This window comes from Rummeliibacillus sp. TYF005 (assembly GCF_003844195.1).
Taxonomy (GTDB): domain Bacteria; phylum Bacillota; class Bacilli; order Bacillales_A; family Planococcaceae; genus Rummeliibacillus.
In genome coordinates, this window is the sequence record NZ_ML122578.1 from 1 (window position 1) to 20,935 (window position 20,935).

Genomic DNA, 20,935 nt, shown 5'->3' on the forward strand with positions numbered 1-20,935 from the left:
TTGACAACCCCAACAATTAGTATAGAACCATAAAAAATTAATGCAATCACAAGTATCGTATTTAAACACAAAAAAAGACTAGAAAGTATTAACGTAAACACTTTCTAGCCTTTTGTTTTTATCATTAATCTTTTATACGATCAATTTCGCGGATATCATTAATTGGCACAAACAACTCAATATGGCGTTTTAAGTTTTTAAATTCAGCTGGCACATCGCCACCATATTCACCATCCAAGTTCAATTGCACCTTTTCATCTGATGTAATTTTTATCTGACTAGCTTTAGCATAAATCAAATGAGGATCTTTCATATGATCGCCTCGAATTGCAAGAGATACAATTTTTACAAAATCAGCGATATTGCATTTTTTTAAGATAAAGATGGAGAATAACCCATCATTTAAACTTGCATCTGGAGCAAGTTTTTCAAACCCACCAACAGAATTAGTTAAGGCAATCAGAACCATCATAGCTTCATCATCAAAGACTTCTCCATCATATTCAATACGCATTTTAGTTGCTTTAATAGATGGTAACATTTCAATGCCTTTTAAATAATACGCTAATTGGCCCAATACCGTTTTAAGTTTACTTGGCACTTCATATGTTAGCTCGGTGATTCTTCCTCCACCTGCAATGTTGATAAAATAACGATCATTTACTCGACCAACGTCGACAGGGATGCTATCTCCTGCAATGATAATATCAACTGCACGATCGATATCACGTGGAATATGCACTGCACGTGCAAAGTCATTGGTAGTTCCCATTGGTATCAATCCAATTTTTGGTCGATGATCAAATTCACTAACACCCGCAACGACCTCATTTAAAGTACCGTCTCCACCAACAGCAATAATAATATCAAATTCTCTTTCAACTGCTTCTTTGGCAGCAGTAGTTGCATCTCCCGCACATGTTGTCGCATGACAAGATGTTTCGTAACCTGCAACTTCTAGCTTAGCTAATACTTCAGGCAAGTGCTTTTTGAATATCTCGCGTCCTGAAGTAGGGTTATAAATGATACGTGCTCGCTTCATCTTTTTTACCTTCCTACTCTAGTTATTCTAATATATGATAACGAATTCCTCAGGTAATAGTTTCAAATTTTTATTTTTAGTTATTAGATACTACCCCACTTTCATCCAATAACTCCAAATTAAAACAAGAAGAAAACAAGCTGTCTCATTTCATTATTACAGAGGCAGCTACTTAAAAGAATTCGTTCAATTTATGAACCTTTATATATTTTATACCGAAATAGACATGTTCTGCAAATCTTTCCATTACGCAAGTGCTAATATGAGTGCTCGACTAATATCTTCATAAACCCAACCCCAGAATTGGTCATTCGTCGCATATTCTTTTGTAATATTTGAAAATAAGTCCTTTTGCTTCTTTGCAAATGTTGGATCATCTTGTGCTGGCAATTTACTTTTTTCCTTCAACACATATTCTTGAAGTTGTGGTGCACGTGGTCCCCATTTACCAATTACCTTTTCTTGATCATTTAAAAACAGATAAATTGGAATTGAGCGACCGCCATTTGTCAAATACCGATCCATCAGTTCTAAATTCTGATCCCGGAATACTACTCTGACATCTATATTCGCTACTTCTGCAATACGGCGAAGAATTGCATTATTCATCATCGCATCGCCACACCAATCTTCCGTAACAACTAAAATATGGGGGTTTCTTTCACTTAATAACGAAATAAAATCTTCATCTTGAGGAAATTCAAAACTATTATAAACATTAAAACAATCATCTTTGTGTACTGTCATTTGTTCCATATAATCTTCAATTGGCATACCTTCACTAAAATATTGTTGTTCTGTTTTCATATTCTATCCCTCCTGCTAATAGTGTAATCGGTTCCAATTTTTTTCGCAAAAAAACAATGTTAGAGTGAGAAAATTCGTTCATTTGTCTATTATTCATAAATTCTGTAATATTATTCATTGGATAAAGAAAGGATGGAATTCATTGAATGTACAAATTCTTTTAAAGGGTCATAACTTTTTGTTTTTTGGCTTATTAGCTCTATTCATTCCCTTTTTACCTGTATTTTTAAAAGGACAGGGTCTGTCAACGAGCGATGTGGGGCTTATTATAGGTGCAGGTGGTTTTGTTACAATCATTGCTCAACCTTTATGGGGAATGATAAGTGATAAAACGAAAACATTGAGAAAGGTTATGCTTTTTTTAATCTTCACTACTGCTATAAGTGGCTTTATCTTATTCAATATGAGCAGCTTTTGGGGACTAGTTATTATTGCCATGCTCGTTTACTTTTTCTTAATGCCACTAGATCCGTTGACGGAAAGCTTAAATTATACAATGACAGAAGCAGCTGGAACTAGTTACGGATCTGTACGTACATATGGAGCACTCGGTTATGCAGTCTTATCGTTAGTTGTAGGCTATGTGATGAAATGGTTTGGTATGAATAGTATTTCAATACTATTTGTGATTTTAGGTATCATTTGCTTCATCATCATGTGGAAGCTTCCTGATGCCCCAACCTCCTCAACTCCAGTAACAATTGACGGCTTGAAGAAACTCTTAACCAATAAAGAAATGATATTGTTTTTACTATTGATTTTTACTAGTTCTATCCCAGCACGTATGAATGATACTTTTCTAGGAATTCATATTGATGCATTAGGTGGCGATACTTCTCTTGTTGGGATTGCATTTTTTATCTCTGCGGCTTCTGAGATTGTCGTCTTTGCCTTAAGCTATTTATGGTTGCGTCAAGGAAAAGAATTACTCATTATCACAATTGCAATCTTTTGCTATGCACTTCGCTTTTTCTTATCAGGTTTAGTTGATAGCCCCGTGTTGCTAGCAATTATTCAAACTCTACAAATGCTGACATTTCCAATCTATTACACAGCTGCAATTCAGTATTTGTATCAAATTGTCCCTCGTGAATGGCGAGCAACCGGACAAACTGTTTTAGCATTATTGTTCTTTGGAATTTCGGGAATTATTTCTTCATCAGTTGGAGGATTTCTTTACAATGTTTTTGGTGGACATGTTTTCTATTACACCATCTCTGCTATTTCCTTTTTCTCTGGAATATTCGGATTCATATTACTAATCCAACATAGTAAAAAGACTTCTATATCATAATGAAATACACTTATTAACATAAAAAAATAGAGTCAACAAATTCTAAAATTTGTCGGCTCTATTTTTTGTTATTTTAAATTATCTTTTTTGAATTTCTTCTAAAAGAAGTTTGTTGACCATTTGTGGGTTAGCTTGTCCACGAGTTGCTTTCATAATTTGACCAACTAGGAAGCCAATTGCACGGTCTTTACCATTTTTGAAGTCTTCGATTGATTGAGCGTTGTTATCAAGTACTTCTGTAACCATTTTAAGAAGTGCGCCTTCGTCAGAAATTTGAACAAGACCTTTTTCTTTAACGATTTTTTCAGCATCTCCACCGTTTGTCACAAGTTCTTTGAATACTTTTTTCGCAATCTTAGAAGAAATTGTGCCAGCAGAGATCAATTTAATCATACCGCCAAGACCTTCAGGAGTAAGTGCTGTTTCTGAAAGTTCTTTTTGTTCAGCATTTAAGTAAGCTGAAACTTCACCCATTAACCAGTTAGATGATAGTTTTGCATCTGCACCTGTTGCTACAGTTGCTTCGAAGAAATCAGCAGTTTCTTTTGAAAGTGTTAATACATGAGCATCATAAGCTGGTAGACCGAACTCTGCTACATAACGTTCTTTACGAGCATCAGGAAGTTCTGGAATAAGCGCTTTTTCGCGTTCTAACCATTCATCATCGATAACAATATCAACTAAGTCTGGTTCTGGGAAGTAACGATAATCATCTGTTCCTTCTTTAACACGCATTAGGATTGTTTTACCTGTTTTTTCATCGAAACGACGAGTTTCTTGTTTAATTTCGCCACCAGCATTTAATACAGCTGCTTGACGTTGTTCTTCATATTCAAGACCTTTACGTACAAAACTGAAAGAGTTTAAGTTTTTAAGTTCTGTTTTAACACCAAATTCTTTTTGACCATAAGGACGAATAGAAATGTTGGCATCACAACGTAATGATCCTTCTTCCATACGTACGTCTGAAACGCCTGTATATTGAATAATTGCTTTTAGTTTTTCAAGGTATGCATATGCTTCTTCAGGAGTACGCATATCTGGTTCTGATACGATTTCAACTAAAGGTGTACCTTGACGGTTGTAATCGACTAATGAAGAGTTTTTACCATGGAATAGTTTACCTGCATCTTCTTCCATATGGATACGAGTAATACCGATACGTTTCTTTTCACCGTTAACTTCGATTTCAATCCAACCATTTTCTCCAATTGGTTTATCAAATTGTGAAATTTGATATGCTTTCGGATTATCAGGATAGAAATAGTTTTTACGGTCAAATTTAGTATGTTGGTTGATGTGCATATTTAGCGCTAATGCTGCACGCATACCATAGTTGACTACTTCTTTGTTTACTACAGGAAGAACCCCAGGGTAACCAAGGTCAATAACAGAAGTGTTTGTATTTGGTTCTGAACCAAATTGGTTTGGAGATGGAGAGAAAATTTTAGATTTTGTTTTCAACTCAACGTGTACTTCTAAACCAATGACTGTTTCGTAGTTCATATTATTTTACCTCCCAAGTTTGAGGTGTTTTTTCGTGGAAGTCTGTAGCACGTTCAAATGCATCTGCTACACGGTATACTGTGCCTTCCTCGAAGTATTTACCAATGATTTGTAAACCAACTGGTAGACCATTATCAAAACCACATGGAATTGAAATAGCCGGAACACCAGCAAGGTTGATAGGAACAGTTAAGATATCATTTGCATAAACCGTCATCGGATCATCAATGTTTTCACCAAGTTTAAATGCAGTAGTTGGAGTTGTTGGTCCAACGATGACATCATATTCTTCAAAGACTTTATCAAAGTCTTGTTTGATCAATGTACGAACTTGTTGTGCTTTTTTGTAGTAAGCATCGTAAGTACCTGCAGATAATGAATAAGTACCTAGCATGATACGACGTTTTACTTCATCGCCAAAACCTTCCGCACGTGTTTTTGTATAAAGTTCATCTAAGTTAGCTGCTTCTGCACGATAACCATAACGGATACCATCGAAACGAGATAGGTTAGATGATGCTTCAGATGAAGATAAGATATAGTAAGCAGCTAGAGCGTATTTAGAGTGAGGAAGAGATACTTCATCAACTGTTGCACCTAGTTCTTTTAGTTTTTCGATAGAAGCTAGGATTACAGAACGAACGCCTTCATTTACACCTTCTGCTAAATATTCTTTTGGTACAGCAACTTTTAAACCTTTAATGTCGCCAGTTAATTGGTCTACATAGTGAGGTACTTCTACGTTTGCTGAAGTTGAATCGTGTTCATCAACGCCTGCAATTGCTTCAAGGATTAAAGCGTTATCGCGTACGTTACGAGTGATTGGTCCAATTTGGTCTAGAGATGATGCAAATGCAACTAAACCATAACGAGATACACGACCATATGTTGGTTTCATCCCAACTACGCCGCAATATGCAGCTGGTTGACGGATCGAACCACCTGTATCTGAACCTAATGAGAATGGTACTTCTCCTGCTGATACTGCTGCTGCTGAACCACCTGAAGAGCCACCAGGTACATGGGCAAAGTTCCAAGGATTGTGAACAGGTTTAATCGCAGAGTTTTCATTTGCTGAACCCATTGCAAATTCATCCATGTTCAATTTACCGATTGTAACCATACCAGCTTCTTTTAGTTTTTCTACAACTGTTGCATTGTAAATTGGATTGAAGCCTTCTAGAATTTTAGAAGCACATGTTGTTTCTAAGCCTTCTGTTACGATATTATCTTTGACCCCAATTGGTAAACCATAAAGTGGACCACGATTTTCAAAAGGTACTTCTTCCATTTCTTTTGCTTGTGCTAAAGCGTTTTCTTTGTTTAATGCTAAAAATGCACCTACTTCGTCATCAACTGCATCAATGCGATTGTAAGCCTCTTGAGTTAAGTCAGCGATTGTAATTTCTTTGCTATGTAGTAGCTCTTGTAATTCTGCCGCTGATTTTTTGAATAGTGACATGGTTGTCCCTCCTTACTATTATTCTGTAATGATTGGTGGTACTTTGACTAAGCCATCTTGTTGTTCTTTGACGTTTTTCATCATAACTTCGCGATCTAAACCTTTAACTGCTACATCTTCGCGTAAGACATTTACTAATGGTAATACGTGAGTTGTAGGTTCTACGTTTGTTGTATCTAGTTCGTTTAATTGTTCAGCGAAGTCAGTAATTGCACCTAGTTGAGCTGCAAATTTTTCAGCTTCTTCTTCTGTAATTGCAAGACGAGCAAGATTTGCTACGTGCTTAACTTCTTCTTTTGAAAGTTTTGCCATTTTTCACACCTCCGAAATCAATAACCATACCGATAATAATATCATTGTTCTAAAGAAATGCGCAAGATACTGTTACTAACTAAAGCGCGTTTGAACACTTGAAACCAAAGGGTTTGGTATACTTCACATTGAAAATGTTGCCTAATTTCCATTATATCTAAATTTTAATAAGAAAATTGGCACTTTAAAAAAAATACAATTTATCGACATAAACAAGTTCCTGCCACATATTAAAAATAAAAAGTTGACCACCAATCATAATTCTTTGGTAGCCAACTTTTTTATCTATTTATTATAAATATGGACATATGGTTCATTTGAATTTGCTTCTTTTACAACTAATGCTTCTGGGCCATTCACTGATGTAACGTTTACTTCTATTTGCAGACCTTTAGGGAATTGATCCATAACTTCACCAGACATATATTGTGTGAAACCGATAATTTCAGAAGTACCATAAAACTTAATAGGAATTTCGATTTTTAGTTTTTGAATCTTATTATTTTGATAGAATCCTGTTCCTACGATATTAGTATAATTAGAAAAATACTTATCAATATCATGTTTAAAATTAGTAAAGTTTTCGTTTATATCACGGTATTGATTGTTCGTATCACTTGTTGGGAAAAGTACGTATTTTTCATTTATATTTTTCCAATCTTTTATCGTCGCACTACCCTGATCAACGTCAGTATAAGCAAAGTATGTACCTGGTACAATGGATGAACGACTTAGTTGTTTAAATAATCCAATTGTAATCGGTACTTCAGCTAATCCATCGATTTGACGTAATCGTTTCACGACTTGTTTAGCTATTTTCTTACCTTCAGTTTCTAATTTAGATTGCGGAATATCTTCCTCATAAGTGGCACCGTACTGTTCTTTTTGGTAATAGTAAACAGAATTCAAAGCTAGTCCGATTGAAATACCTGCTAGTTTGACTTTGTTTTTACCTGTTTCTTGTAAATAATTTTGTTCGACGATATGAGCCAAATAGATTGGTGCATTCTTTGCACGTTCTGTTGGTGTCATATTTTTTGTTGTTCTTGGGTTTAGCCCAGCAGGATCTTGGTTACTTCTCGATAACCACGAAGTGACTGTATCCTTATCTAAATATTGTCCTTCTTGGAAGTAATATTTGGATGGATCAAAAGCTTGTTGAGATAAACGTAATAGACCGCTTTCGGCCTCTTTTACATCATATTTTGTATTAATGTTTGAAACAATCAAACCTCTACTTGCACTTTCTTTATATGGTAAAAGTGTACGGTAATATTGGTCATCAATTTGCATACTAGGAATAATTGTTGTTTCTTCTTTATTTTTGGATTGGTTTGTTTGTACGACTGTTGAATCTTTTGATAAAGAAGGTAAACTACAGCCCGCTAGCATAGCTGTTACAACCATTGCTGGTAATAAGCGACGGTTCATAGTCTTGAAAGCTCCTTTACTCAGTTAGTTCTGCAATAAGGCGGTCTTCATTCCACACTTCTATACCAAGTTGTTCGGCCTTTGTGAGTTTTGAGCCTGCCTCTGCTCCGGCAATGACAAGGTCAGTCTTTTTACTTACACTACCTGTCACCTTTCCACCTAGTTCTTCTATTTTCGCCTTTGCTTCTTCACGTGTCAATTGTTCTAATTTACCAGTTAACACAATTGTTTTGCCTACAAATGCACTTACGATTTCTTCTGCATTTACTTTTTTGCCTAAGTATTTCATATTTACGCCAACTTCACGTAAACGTGCTATTAATGCCTGCACATCTTCACTATCGAAATAGGAAACAATGGAGTCTGCCATTTTTTCACCAATTTCAAATACATTGATCAGTTCTTCTTCTGTTACTGACATTAAACGATCTATCGTTTCGAACTCTTCAGCAATAAGTTTTGCAGCCTTAGCTCCTACATGGCGAATTCCTAAACCGAATAATAATCTTTCCAAAGAGTTCTTTTTAGATTCCTCAATGGCATTTACTAAGTTTGTAGCTGATTTTTCACCCATGCGCTCCAATTGAACAAGTTCTTCTACCTTTAAGTGATATAAATCAGAAACGTCTTTGACAAGTTCTGATTTTAATAATTGTTCAACAACCTTTTCCCCACAGCCATCAATATTCATCGCATTGCGGGAAACAAAATGCGCCATTCCTTCTGAGATTTGAGCGAAACATTGCGGATTAACACAACGTAATGCCACTTCGCCTTCTATACGAACTAATTCGCTTTCACATACAGGACAGTGCGTAGGCATGGCAAACGGTTCACTATCGTCACTACGTTGGTCGAATAATACAGACACAACTTCTGGAATAATATCTCCAGCCTTACGAATAATGACTTTGTCCCCTATACGGATATCTTTTTCACGGATAATATCTTCATTGTGCAGTGTGGCACGTTGTACAGTAGTTCCTGCAACTTGTACAGGTTCTAAAATAGCTGTTGGTGTAACAACACCAGTACGTCCAACTGTTAGATCAATATCTAATACCTTTGTCACAACTTCTTCAGCCGGGAATTTATAAGCAATTGACCATCGAGGGACTTTCACTGTATTTCCCAGTTCTGCTTGTTGAGCATAGCGATCAACTTTAATGACAATACCATCGATTTCATACGGTAATGTTGGTCGCTTTTCAGTCCATTCATCGATATAAGCCATCACTTCTTTTATATTTGCGCACTTACGACGTTCATGATTGGTTTGGAAACCTAAATGATCCATATAATCTAAAGCTTCACTATGACTTGTTAAACCATATGCTTCACCACTTCCACCTACCGCATAGATAAACGTCGCTAAGTTCCTGCTTGCAGCAATTTTAGGATCTAGTTGACGTAAAGATCCAGCTGCAGCATTTCGTGGATTTGCAAATAGCTCTTCTCCGTTTTCTGCACGAGCCTTATTTAAATTGGTGAAAGAACGTTTTGGCATATAACATTCCCCACGTGCTTCAATCGTGACAGGCTCAGTTAAACGTAATGGTACAGAGTGTACTGTTTTTAGATTTTCTGTAATATCTTCGCCAATCGTCCCATTTCCTCGTGTAGAGCCTTGAACAAATAATCCATTTTCATACCGTAGTGAAATAGCTAAGCCGTCGATTTTTAACTCACACACATAAGAGAAGTGATCACCAATAACTGATCTAACTCGGCGATCAAAATCATTCAAATCGCCTTCATTGAAAGTATTTCCTAAACTCAACATAGGATATTGATGTGTCACCTTTTGGAAGCCAGAAAGGATTTCACCGCCCACTCGTTGTGTAGGGGAATCAGGGTAGATTAAATCCGGATTTTCCTTTTCAATAGCAATTAGTTCATGTAGAAGTTGATCGTATATTGCATCTGGTACAACCGGATTATCTAATACATAATAGGCATGTCCATATTCATGAAGAAGCTTATTTAACTCTGCTACACGCTTTTCCAATTGAATTCTATCCATTTGTTTTCCTCCATTATGCTTAGACTTTTTCGATTGGAGCGAATTTCGCTAATAATCGTTTAATACCAGTTGGACTTGGGAAAGCAATATCTAATTCGGTATTTTCTCCCTCTCCTCTGACAGCAACCACTGTGCCAGTCCCCCATTTTTTATGGGCAGCTTTGTCTCCTGCCTTCCAACCGATTTGATCGCCACCTGTTTGTTTATACGTTGACGTAATAACTGTTTTATGTGTTTGCGGCGCAACATATCCAGATGTACGACGATTCGATGAACTAAAGTAATTATTCCTTGAAGAATGCTCATTTGTAGAAACTTCTTCTAAAATTTCTGTGCCTATTTCTTGTAAGAATCTTGATGGACGATTAAAACTACTACGTCCAAAAATCGTACGTGATTGAGCACATGTCAAATATAATCGTTGTTCTGCTCGCGTAATTCCTACATAACACAAACGTCTTTCTTCTTCCATTTCATCTTCATCTTGGAGTGAACGAGAGTGTGGAAAAATATTTTCTTCCATGCCGATGATAAAAACAACCGGGAACTCTAAGCCTTTTGCAGAGTGCATTGTCATTAAGACAATAGAACCTTTGGATTCATCTTCTTTATCCAGTGTATCAATATCTGCTATTAATGCTAAGTCTGTCAAAAATGCTATTAATGATTTATCATCACTTTGTTCTTCAAATGCTTTTGTAACTGTTAGGAATTCATCGATATTTTCTAGTCGGCTTTCTGCTTCGATTGTTTTTTCATTTTTTAACATCGTACGATATCCGGTTTTATCCAGTACTTCTTCTACTAATTCTGTAACAGACATATACTCTTGCATTTTAGTAAAGTTAGAAATCATTGTATGGAAGGCTGCTGCGGCATTTGTTGCTCTTGCAGATAACCCCATAAAGTCTACTTCATTTAATGCATCGAAGATCGAGCGATCCTGATCAATTGCATACTGAGCCATACGTTCAAATGATGTTGCACCAATGCTTCGTTTTGGTTCATTGATAATACGTGCTAATGATAAATCATCATCATTATTGGCTATTAACCGTAGATATGCGAGTAAATCTTTAATCTCCTTACGGTCATAGAACTTTGTTCCACCAACAATGGTGTAACCCATATTCGATTTCACTAGCATTTCTTCCATCACACGTGACTGAGCATTCGTACGATATAAAATAGCAAAATCATCCAACTGTCGATGTTCTGTCTCCATCAATTCTTGAATAGTCTTCACCACATATTGTGCCTCTTGCTTTTCATCATATGAACGGTAAACAAAAATTTTATCGCCCTCTTCGTTATCCGTTCGAAGCTCTTTAGGGTAACGACTAGCGTTATTCTTTATGACGTCATTTGCTGCTTGTAAGATGCGAGAAGTTGAACGATAATTTTGTTCCAACATGATAACTTTTGCTTTCGGATAATCTTTTTCAAAAGATAATATATTTTGGATATCTGCACCACGCCAACGATAAATTGATTGGTCAGAATCCCCTACTACACAAATATTTTCAAATTTTTTCGCCAACATTTTCACAAGACGATATTGTGAATGGTTCGTATCTTGGTATTCATCAACATGAATATATTGGAATCGATTTTGATAGTATTCTAAAACATCAGGTACTTCTTCAAATAAGCGAATTGTTTGCATGATTAAATCATCAAAATCTAAGCTTTGGTTTTTCCGTAAACGCTTTTGGTAGTTTTCATATACTTGTGCCACCGTACGTTCATATGGATTTGCCTCATTTACTTGTTGTTGATAAGTTTTAACATCTACGCATTCGTTTTTTGCAGAACTAATTGCATTTAACATTGAACGTGGATCAAAACGTTTTGAATCAATATTCAACTCTTTCAAAGCGTTTTTAATGACTGTTAACTGATCAGATGTATCTAAAATCGAAAAGTTTTTGTTAAAACCAATTCGATCAATATCACGGCGTAATATTCTTACACACATAGAGTGGAATGTTGAAACCCACATGCGTTCTCCTGTACCATTACCTAGCAGTCCATCGATTCGTTCTCGCATTTCGCGTGCTGCTTTGTTCGTAAATGTAATAGCTAAGATTTTAGAAGGATATACTTGTTTTTCTATAACTAAATACGCGATTCGATGTGTTAAAACACGCGTTTTACCAGAGCCTGCACCTGCCATTATAAGTAGTGGCCCTTCTGTCGTTTTGACAGCTTCTTCTTGTTCTTTGTTCATACCTTTTAATAAATTCTTCGTAAGCTGTTCCATAACGCACCACCTTATACAAACATTTGTTCTAATTATACTCTATTATAATTTTTCTTTCACTGATTTTACTGCTAATACTGTTTTTAAGGCTGTTTTAATATTGTCATAAATGACATTACCAATAACAACTGTATCTGCATGTTCTGCCATCTCTTCAGCTTGAGCTATTGAAGTAATGCCCCCACCATAAATGAGTTGTGTTTGTTCAAGTTCTTGACTAACCGTTTTAACTAATTCTGGGTCACCATATGTGCCGCTATATTCCATATAAAAAGCCGGTAGTCTAAAGAACTTTTCAGCCAATCTTGCATATGCAATCACATCATCAACATCTAAATCTGTTTTTGCATTCGACACTTTAGCTGCCTTACAATCACTGTTTAAAATGCAGTATCCTTCTGCAATTAGTTCATCCCAAACCATTACATCACCAAATGCCTTAATAGCTTCGTGATGTAAATCTTTTACCCAAGTTGTATCATCGCTATTTAATACTGTAGGGATTAAATAATAATCGTAACCTGGTATAACTGATTCTAAATTAGAAATTTCCAATGCCACAGGAACTGTAAAACGACGAATACGAGCTAATAAATCAAGAACTCCATCAATTGTTACATCGTCGGTTCCTCCTACTATAATGGCATCTGTTCCTGATTCACACAATGCTTCAAGGTCTTCATCTGATATTTCTTTTGCCGGATCTACTTTGAACACATGCTGCCAATTTTTTATCTCCATACATTCCCCACCTAACTATATTTCTGTCTCTTAACAGTATACACAAAACATCCCTTTAGCTACTATTAGCGAAATAGTTTATCATCTTAAAACGGAAAAAACTGAACAGAATCTGTTCAGTTTCTTAATCCTTATGTTCGTACATTCAAAAGTTGGTCTTATTTAGGAGCTTGGAAAGGCTTTTCGTCTGGATAAAGACGTCCCAACATCTCATCATAAGTATCATTTCCATAATCAAAACATCTGCGTACACGAGAAATTGTTGCAGTAGATGCACCTGTTTCTTTTTTTATCGTTTCATAAGTTTTTTTCAAACGTAATAAATGCGCCACTTCAAAACGTTGCGCTAATGATTGAATTTCACTGATTGTACATAAATCGTCAAAGAACTTATAACATTCTTCTATATTATTTAATTCTAATACAGCTTTAAATAGTTGGTCTGTTTGATGGCCTTTTATTTTCTCAATTTGCATTACCATTTCCTCCTTCCTATTTGGGTTCCTAGCGATTTAGTCCAGGATTGGAAGGTTTAAGTTGATCCCATGATGGACAAAACATACACAAATGTTGCATGTTTTTAAGTTCGCCGCTTCCCTTAAACATCGATATCTTATCATAAACATTTTACCATCATGTAGATGTGAATTTCAATTTAATGCTTTAAAGCACTACTATCTCATTACAGACGGAAATAGGACCTTTTTCTTCATCACATCGAAAATGCCTCTTTGTGTAATTCGAATATATGGTAAATGTGTAGATTGCAAAAATAGTAACGTATAAATCGCATCTCCATGTGGATATCCTCGTTCTGCTAATGCAACTTTTAGTGCCTTTTCTTGCTCAATTAGCTTTTCTAGAGGTTCAGCTGAAAGTCCTCCACCAATTGGTAACGGCAAGCGTTCGACGACCTCACCATTTTCAACAATGACAATTCCGCCATCCATCTCTTTCATCACGCGGAATGCCTGTAACATTGCCTGAATATCTTTCCCTATTAATATGATATCCCCAGTGCAAGAATACGAAGATGCAAAGCCTTGTAGTTTATTTGCGAAACCTTTAATCAATGTATTAACGCGCCATTTTCCTTGACGATCGATCAACATTAAATAACATTCATCATGCTCTTCACTTAAATGTCCATCATTAGTATGCACAGATACTTTGTACGGTTTTGTAATCACATCATTTACCATTTCTATTCCGAATGGCATTGAAAACTGACAGTCTTCTTCTGTAATATCAAAATCAATATCTAAAGAACCTAATGCAGAAAAATCAGTACCATCCAAAGATTGTACCTTTTTACCATCACGTTTTAGCCATACGCCTTTTGATAAAACACTTAAAGGTACTGGATGATATTCATCTTGTAATATATTCAATGTTGCATAGCGGCCTGTTGCTATAAAGCCATGAAGATCAGTCATATTGTAATAACGAGCGACATTATATGCTGCCATTTGATACGCATCAATCGGATTAACACCCGCATCTAGTGCGATTTGGATACATTGATCCATTAGCCCGTTTTCATAAAATGATGGAGTTGCTCCATCTGTTGTCATCATCAAATGATCAAAAATATCTAAATCTTTATCTAAAATTTCTTTTAGAAGATTTGGTAAATCAGGGCGTATTGAAGAATGTCTCAATGTAACAGCATAACCATGAAGTATTCTATTCTCTACTTCTTCTAGTGTCATAGATTCATGATCCCCATCTGTTCCAAACAATTTCATACGCGCTAAAGTACGAGAAGATGCTCCAGGTAAATGTCCTTCAATCTTCTTACCATATGACTTTGCCACTTGTAACCAATAAAGCATCTGATCATCACCAGCTATTAATCTTGGCCAGCCTGTTAACTCTCCTCCTAATAACACATCTCGACGTTCCAACCATTCATGGATAGATGTAGTTGTAAATAAGTCATGTTCATGAAGTAATTCTGTTTGTGAATCGAATCGAGCCCACCAATAATATGAAAATGGTAATTGTTTTAGTTGGTCCAAAATTGAAAACGCTTTCTTGTTGCTGATTTTTAAAAAGAATGTCATGTTGTCTGAGAAGAATGTAGTTGTTCCTAGTTGAGCAGAATAATCCGCTAATGATTGGGGATTATAAAGTTGAAATGGATGTACATGTGGTTCGATATAGCCTGGAACAATTGTTTGTCCCTTCACATTTACGATTTCTGTTCCTTTTGTATTTGCTGGCATTTTAGGACCTGCATAGACTATGCGATCTTCTAAAATCCAAATATTTCCCTGCATCCATCGTTTATACATGCTATGTAAATAACGTGCATTCGTTAACACAATGCTGGGTGCAATTTTACCATCTATAACAGCAATTTGCTGTCTAATTTCTCCAATTTTCCACGCTGGATCAATCATTTCATCCATCTCCTTTCTTAAAAGTGTGCGCTTTTTTGGCACGATTATTTTATAAATGAAAATTTCTATTTAGATGTTTTTATTATATTTTATATCGTATCATAGCACTTTGAGAAAGCCAAGTAAACAAGTAAGTTTTAATATTATTTACAAACTGGAGGTTGAGTAGATGGCTTTAGAAGAAAACTTAAGTGCAAAAGGTGCTTTTACTCGATTTGCTTGTGGTGCTACTTGTACAGCTCTAGGTATTAGCAAGCTTGTACGTAAACCTGATTGTTTAAAGGGAAGAGCTCTAATCATTTTTGGAGCGATGAAAATGGCAGAAGGTATTTCAAAATATTGCCCTACAAAGGCTGTATTAAATAATTCTATTTCTTCACTTTTGAGCGAAATGCAGACAGGACTCTCTGGCATGGCTTCAGTAGCAGGTGCAGGTTCTGGATCAAGTTCTAAATCCGGTTCAAGCTCAAGCTCTAATTCTGGTTCAAGCTCTGGTTTTGGATCTAGCTCTAATTCTTCTAGTTCCGGTTCTGGATCAAATTCTAGTTCTGGTATGGATTCTACACTTAGTGCAGTAGCTTCTGCTGTAATGGGAGGAGCTGGAACATCCTCTGGGAATAATCCATTGTCTGGTGTTACGCAAATTGTAAAAGACATAACAAACTCTGCTATGTCAAACACTTCAGGTAATTCCCAACAACAAAACAAGCAGCAAGCTAATTCTCAAAACAACTCCCAACAGTCTTCTGCTTCTAGCCAGAAAACAAATTCTAGCCAACAAGCTAGCTCTGGTCAACAAAACAAGCAAAATCAACAGGCTAATTCCAGCCAAAACAAATCAAACCAAAACCAGCAGCCTAATTCTAACCAGCAATCCAAATCAAAAGGAACGACAGGACAATCGTAAAGTGAACTGCCCGAAGTTAATTCGGGCAGTTTTTTAAACTTTTCTTTTAAGTATGAGACGAGGAGTATCTATATTCCATCGGGATTTGGTTTAATGTTTTAAAATATCATTTTCCAATATCCCATTTTATATAAAATTCTTATCGAACACTTTCTTCTTTTAAGGTTCTCCATCCAATATCTTTGCGATAGAAAAATCCATTCCAATCTTCCTTCGCTAATCCCTGATAAACGATTTGTTGAGCTTCTTTTAATGATGATGCTTTTGCTGCTACTAGTAATACACGACCACCATTCCCTATATATTGGTCATCTTGTCCTTTAGTTCCTGCATGGAAGATGAAAAAGTTTTGTGACAATTCTGTTAAATTTGGAAGTTGTTTTCCCTTTATCACTTCACCAGGATAGCCTTCAGAAGCAATTACTACCCCCAACATTGCCTCTTGTGACCATGTTAGGTCAAATGGTTGTTCATGCATTAAAGCCATCATAAATTCGCCAAAATCTGAAGTCATTCTTGGTAACACAACTTGTGTTTCAGGATCCCCAAAACGTGCATTAAACTCGATGACTTTTGGGCCTTCCTCTGTTAAAATTAGCCCGGCATACAAGATTCCCGTAAATGGCGTTCCCTCTGCAGTCATTGCTTTTACCGTAGGTTCTACAATTTCACTATAAGCGCGTTGAATTACATCATCAGAAATTTGTGGAACTGGTGAATACGCACCCATTCCCCCAGTATTTGGACCTTTATCACCGTCATATGCACGTTTATGATCTTGTGCAATAACCATTGGATAAATTTGGCCATTGTGCACAAATGACATATATGAGAATTCTTCACCCTCTAAAAATTCTTCAATCACAACACGAGAAGACGATTCTCCAAACCGTTGGTTACCAATCATATCTTGGACAGCTTCAATTGCCTCTTGTTCAGTCATCGCTACAATTACGCCCTTACCAGCAGCAAGACCATCTGCTTTTACTACAATAGGTGCCCCTATTTTTTGAATATACAAAGTTGCCTGTTCTGCATCTGTAAATGTTGCATAAGCTGCAGTTGGAATATTATATTTTTGCATTATTTCTTTTGCAAATGATTTACTACCTTCAATTCGAGCAGCAGCTTTAGTCGGCCCAAAGATTAGTAATCCTTCGGCAGTAAACGCATCAACAATTCCTTCAGCTAAAGGTTGTTCAGGACCCACAAAAGTCAAATCAATGCTATTTTTCTTTGCAAAAGTAATCAATGCATCAAAATCGGTGGAAGCAATTTTGACACAAGTAGCATCATGTACCATCCCATCATTACCTGGTGCGACAAATACATTTTGAACAGATGGAGAATGAGCAAATTGTTTTGCAATCGCATGCTCTCGACCTCCACTGCCTATAACTAAAATATTCAACTAGAGTCCCCCTTATGTAAAAGAAACACGCTCAAATTTCTGGCGTGTTCTTTTTATGAAATATTTGTTAAAAATCTTAAAAAATAGTCATTCTTAATAGTTTAGTGTTTAAAATGACGTACTCCTGTTGTAACCATAGCGATGCCGTATTTGTTTGCTACATCGATTGAATCTTGATCGCGCTTTGATCCTCCCGGATGAATAATTGCTGTAATACCAGCCTTTGCTGCTTCTTCTACTGTATCAGGCATTGGGAAGAAAGCATCTGATGCTAAAGCTGCTCCTTTTGCTTTTTCACCTGCTTGTTCCAATGCAATTTTAGCTGAGCCTACGCGGTTCATTTGTCCAGCGCCTACTCCTAAAGTCATTTTGTCATCTGTTACCACAATTGCGTTAGATTTTACATGTTTTACGACAGACCAACCTAATTTTAAAGCTTCCCATTCTTGTTCAGTTGGTTGACGTTCAGATGTTACTGTAATTTCTGCATCATCAAATCCTTTACGATCTGGTTCTTGAACAAGCAATCCACCTTCAACAGATACTGTATTGAATTGATCACGTTTTTGTTGATCAAATGAGATTTTTAGTAGGCGAACATTTTTCTTAACAGTTAATTTTTCAATTGCTGCTTCTGTGAACCCTGGTGCAATAATAATTTCTAAGAAGATACTAGCAAGTTTTTCAGCCGTTTCTGCATCTACTTCACGGTTAAGTGCTACGATTCCACCGAATATAGATGTTGAGTCTGCCTCATAAGCTTCGTTGAATGCTTGTGCAATGGTTTCACCAATACCAACACCACAAGGATTCATATGTTTTACTGCGACAGCAGCTGGTTGTTTGAACTCTTTAATAATTTGAAGTGCAGCATTTGCATCTTGAATATTGTTATAAGAAAGTTCTTTTCCATGCAGTTGTTCAGCATATGCAATGGAGAAATCTGAACCAAGACGTTTTTGATAAAATGCTGCTTTTTGGTGAGGATTTTCGCCATAGCGAAGTGGTTGTTTTAGCTCGTATGTTAATGTTAGTTGTTCAGGGAATTCTTCACCTAAATAATCTGTTAAGTAATTTGAAATGTATGAATCATATGCAGCTGTATGGCGGAATACTTTAGCTGCTAGATGACGGCGTGTTTCAAGTGTTGTTGCCCCATTTGCTTTCAACTCTTCAAGTACTTTAGGATAATCATTAGCATCTACAATTACAGTTACGTACTTTTGGTTTTTGGCAGCTGAACGTAGCATTGTAGGACCACCAATATCAATATTTTCAATTGCATCTGCAAATTCGACATTTGGTTTTGAAATGGTTTCAACAAATGGATATAGGTTTACACATACAATTTCGATTGGTTCGATACCATGCTCTTGCATTTGAGCTTGGTGTTCTAGATCGTCATATTTTGCAAGAAGTCCACCATGAATCATAGGATTTAACGTTTTGACACGTCCACCTAAGATTTCTGGGAATTTTGTTACTTCATCTACAGATGTAACTTTTACTCCGTTTTCTTGTAAGTGTTTTTTAGTTCCACCAGTCGATAAGATTTCATAGTCTAAAGCCTCTAATTCTTTTGCAAATTCTAAGATACCTGATTTATCAGAGACACTAATTAACGCACGTTTTGACACAACAATTTCCTCCTTGAGTTTAGCCAACAATATGCTGGTATGTAGATTTCGACTATAATAGCCTTATTATTTTAATAACAATTGCAATGCAGCTGAGTAAATCTCGTGTTCTACTTCATGAATCGCTTTTTCTGTTTTTACTAGATCACAGTCGATGACATTAACGGCTCTTTGCATAATAATCTTACCTGTGTCCATACCTTCATCTACAAAGTGGACTGTAACGCCTGTTACTTTTACACCGTGATTTATCGCTTGACCAATGGCATCTTTTCCAGGAAAAGACGGTAACAGTGATGGATGTATATTAACTATTCTGGATGGAAAAGCGGATAACAATGTCTTTCCAACCAAACGCATATACCCTGCAAGAACCAACCATTCTACTTTTAACTCTTGTAACACCTTTAAGATTTTCTTTTCATAATCTTCTTTTGTTTCGAAATTTTTTGGGTTTAATGCTAATACCGGAATACCTTTTTCTTTTGCGCGTGTTGTAACATAAGCATCTGGATGATCCGTTACTACTAATTCGATTGTTGCTTGTAATTGTCCATTTTCAATATTTTCTTGAATTGCTTGAAAATTAGAACCACTACCTGAAGCAAATACTGCAATAGATGCCTTTTTTTCCATTATACTAAACTCCCATCATGTTCACCGTTGAAAATAACCCCTTTTCCTTCAACGACACGACCGATTGTATAAGCTTTTTCACCATGCTCTTGTGCAATTGCAATGACGCGCTCAGCCTCTGCTGTAGGTACTGCTAATACAAAACCAATCCCCATATTGAAAACATTATATAAATCACGTTGTTGTAAATTGCCTTGTAGTTTTAGATATTGAAAGATTGGTAACACAGGCCATGAACCTAAGTCAATAGCAGTTGCAAGTCCTTCTGTCATCATACGTGGGAGATTCTCATAGAAACCTCCTCCTGTTATATGTGCCATACCATGAATATCACACTCTTTTAACATTTGCAGAACAGGCTTAGCATAGATTTTGGTTGGTGTTAGTAATGCTTCACCAATTGGGCCTAGTTTCTCAAAGCCTTCAACAACAGTATCTGGTGTTAAACCAGCATCACCAAACACAATTTTACGCACTAGTGAATACCCATTAGAATGAACTCCACTTGAAGCAAGTCCTACTAACACGTCACCTTCTGTAATCTTTTCACCTGTTACAATATTCGCTTTTTCAGCAGCCCCTACTGCAAAACCTGCTAAATCATATTCATGAATATCATAAAGTCCTGGCATCTCTGCTGTTTCTCCACCGATTAATGCAGCCCCAGATTGTACACAACCATCTGCTACACCTTTTACTATGCTTTCAATTTTCACTGGATCAGCTTTACCAACAGCTACATAGTCTAAGAAATACAATGGCTCTGCACCTTGCGCTACAATATCATTAACGCACATGGCTACACAGTCAATACCTATCGTGTCATGTTGATCCATCATAAAAGCTAGTTTTAGTTTTGTTCCCACACCATCTGTCCCCGAAATAAGAACTGGTTCTTTCAAGTTCAATTCAGACAAATCAAACATGCCACCGAAGCCGCCAAATGTACCTAAAATACCCTTACGTGCTGTACGTTCTACGTGTGATTTCATACGTTGCACAGCTTCATAACCTGCTTCGATATTCACACCTGCTTGTTCATATGCTTTTGACATGAT

General features: G+C 36.4%; 17 protein-coding genes. 2 read left to right on the forward strand and 15 right to left on the reverse strand.

The window, feature by feature from the left end:
• Positions 1 to 124: 124 nt before the first annotated feature.
• A complete protein-coding gene (locus tag CW357_RS14790) occupies positions 125 to 1,042 on the reverse strand; it encodes a diacylglycerol kinase (RefSeq protein ID WP_124218445.1) in 918 nt (305 codons plus the stop codon).
• 246 nt (positions 1,043 to 1,288) lie between these two features.
• The gene (locus tag CW357_RS14795) at positions 1,289 to 1,849 is read right to left on the reverse strand and encodes a thioredoxin family protein (RefSeq protein ID WP_124218446.1); all 561 of its coding nucleotides are present in this window, start codon (positions 1,847 to 1,849) and stop codon (positions 1,289 to 1,291) included.
• 142 nt (positions 1,850 to 1,991) lie between these two features.
• Between CW357_RS14795 and CW357_RS14800 the strand changes: the two genes are divergently transcribed.
• On the forward strand, positions 1,992 to 3,143 hold the full coding sequence (locus tag CW357_RS14800) for an MFS transporter (RefSeq protein ID WP_119414402.1): 1,152 nt from the start codon (positions 1,992 to 1,994) through the stop codon (positions 3,141 to 3,143).
• Between the two features lie 78 nt (positions 3,144 to 3,221).
• Here CW357_RS14800 and gatB read toward each other — a convergent pair whose 3' ends face one another.
• From gatB to CW357_RS14845, 9 genes are all read right to left on the reverse strand, one after another.
• Positions 3,222 to 4,649, reverse strand: coding sequence for an Asp-tRNA(Asn)/Glu-tRNA(Gln) amidotransferase subunit GatB (gene gatB, locus CW357_RS14805; protein WP_119414401.1), 1,428 nt, complete (start codon positions 4,647 to 4,649; stop codon positions 3,222 to 3,224).
• 1 nt (position 4,650) lies between these two features.
• Positions 4,651 to 6,111 (reverse strand): Asp-tRNA(Asn)/Glu-tRNA(Gln) amidotransferase subunit GatA, encoded by a 1,461-nt coding sequence (gatA, locus tag CW357_RS14810; protein WP_119414400.1) that lies wholly within the window; start codon positions 6,109 to 6,111, stop codon positions 4,651 to 4,653.
• 18 nt (positions 6,112 to 6,129) lie between these two features.
• On the reverse strand, positions 6,130 to 6,423 hold the full coding sequence (gene gatC / locus CW357_RS14815; RefSeq protein ID WP_102693857.1) for an Asp-tRNA(Asn)/Glu-tRNA(Gln) amidotransferase subunit GatC: 294 nt from the start codon (positions 6,421 to 6,423) through the stop codon (positions 6,130 to 6,132).
• Positions 6,424 to 6,708: 285 nt separating this feature from the next.
• Positions 6,709 to 7,854, reverse strand: coding sequence for a CamS family sex pheromone protein (locus CW357_RS14820; RefSeq protein ID WP_119414399.1), 1,146 nt, complete (start codon positions 7,852 to 7,854; stop codon positions 6,709 to 6,711).
• A 16-nt stretch (positions 7,855 to 7,870) separates the two neighbouring features.
• Positions 7,871 to 9,877 carry an NAD-dependent DNA ligase LigA gene (gene ligA, locus CW357_RS14825; protein WP_124218447.1) on the reverse strand — a complete coding sequence of 669 codons (2,007 nt, stop codon included), beginning with the start codon at positions 9,875 to 9,877 and terminating at the stop codon, positions 7,871 to 7,873.
• A gap of 19 nt (positions 9,878 to 9,896) precedes the next feature.
• Complete coding sequence (pcrA, locus tag CW357_RS14830; protein WP_124218448.1) at positions 9,897 to 12,140, reverse strand: DNA helicase PcrA; 2,244 nt, start codon at positions 12,138 to 12,140, stop codon at positions 9,897 to 9,899.
• 42 nt (positions 12,141 to 12,182) lie between these two features.
• Complete coding sequence (locus CW357_RS14835) at positions 12,183 to 12,881, reverse strand: heptaprenylglyceryl phosphate synthase (protein ID WP_119414396.1); 699 nt, start codon at positions 12,879 to 12,881, stop codon at positions 12,183 to 12,185.
• 158 nt (positions 12,882 to 13,039) lie between these two features.
• Positions 13,040 to 13,357, reverse strand: coding sequence for a YerC/YecD family TrpR-related protein (locus CW357_RS14840; protein WP_119414395.1), 318 nt, complete (start codon positions 13,355 to 13,357; stop codon positions 13,040 to 13,042).
• Positions 13,358 to 13,555: 198 nt separating this feature from the next.
• The gene (locus tag CW357_RS14845; RefSeq protein WP_124218449.1) at positions 13,556 to 15,286 is read right to left on the reverse strand and encodes an adenine deaminase C-terminal domain-containing protein; all 1,731 of its coding nucleotides are present in this window, start codon (positions 15,284 to 15,286) and stop codon (positions 13,556 to 13,558) included.
• A 169-nt stretch (positions 15,287 to 15,455) separates the two neighbouring features.
• Between CW357_RS14845 and CW357_RS18345 the strand changes: the two genes are divergently transcribed.
• Positions 15,456 to 16,193 (forward strand): hypothetical protein, encoded by a 738-nt coding sequence (locus tag CW357_RS18345; RefSeq protein ID WP_119414393.1) that lies wholly within the window; start codon positions 15,456 to 15,458, stop codon positions 16,191 to 16,193.
• Positions 16,194 to 16,332: 139 nt separating this feature from the next.
• On the opposite strand, the gene purD is transcribed toward CW357_RS18345, so the two are convergent.
• From purD to purM, 4 genes are all read right to left on the reverse strand, one after another.
• Positions 16,333 to 17,604, reverse strand: coding sequence for a phosphoribosylamine--glycine ligase (gene purD / locus CW357_RS14860; protein WP_124218452.1), 1,272 nt, complete (start codon positions 17,602 to 17,604; stop codon positions 16,333 to 16,335).
• A 101-nt stretch (positions 17,605 to 17,705) separates the two neighbouring features.
• Entirely contained in the window at positions 17,706 to 19,241 is a 1,536-nt protein-coding gene (gene purH, locus CW357_RS14865; RefSeq protein ID WP_124218453.1) for a bifunctional phosphoribosylaminoimidazolecarboxamide formyltransferase/IMP cyclohydrolase, read from the reverse strand.
• Positions 19,242 to 19,307: 66 nt separating this feature from the next.
• Complete coding sequence (gene purN, locus CW357_RS14870) at positions 19,308 to 19,877, reverse strand: phosphoribosylglycinamide formyltransferase (RefSeq protein ID WP_124218454.1); 570 nt, start codon at positions 19,875 to 19,877, stop codon at positions 19,308 to 19,310.
• Entirely contained in the window at positions 19,877 to 20,932 is a 1,056-nt protein-coding gene (gene purM, locus CW357_RS14875) for a phosphoribosylformylglycinamidine cyclo-ligase (RefSeq protein ID WP_124218455.1), read from the reverse strand. Before purM ends, purN begins: the two co-directional genes overlap by 1 nt.
• Between the last annotated feature and the right edge of the window lie 3 nt (positions 20,933 to 20,935).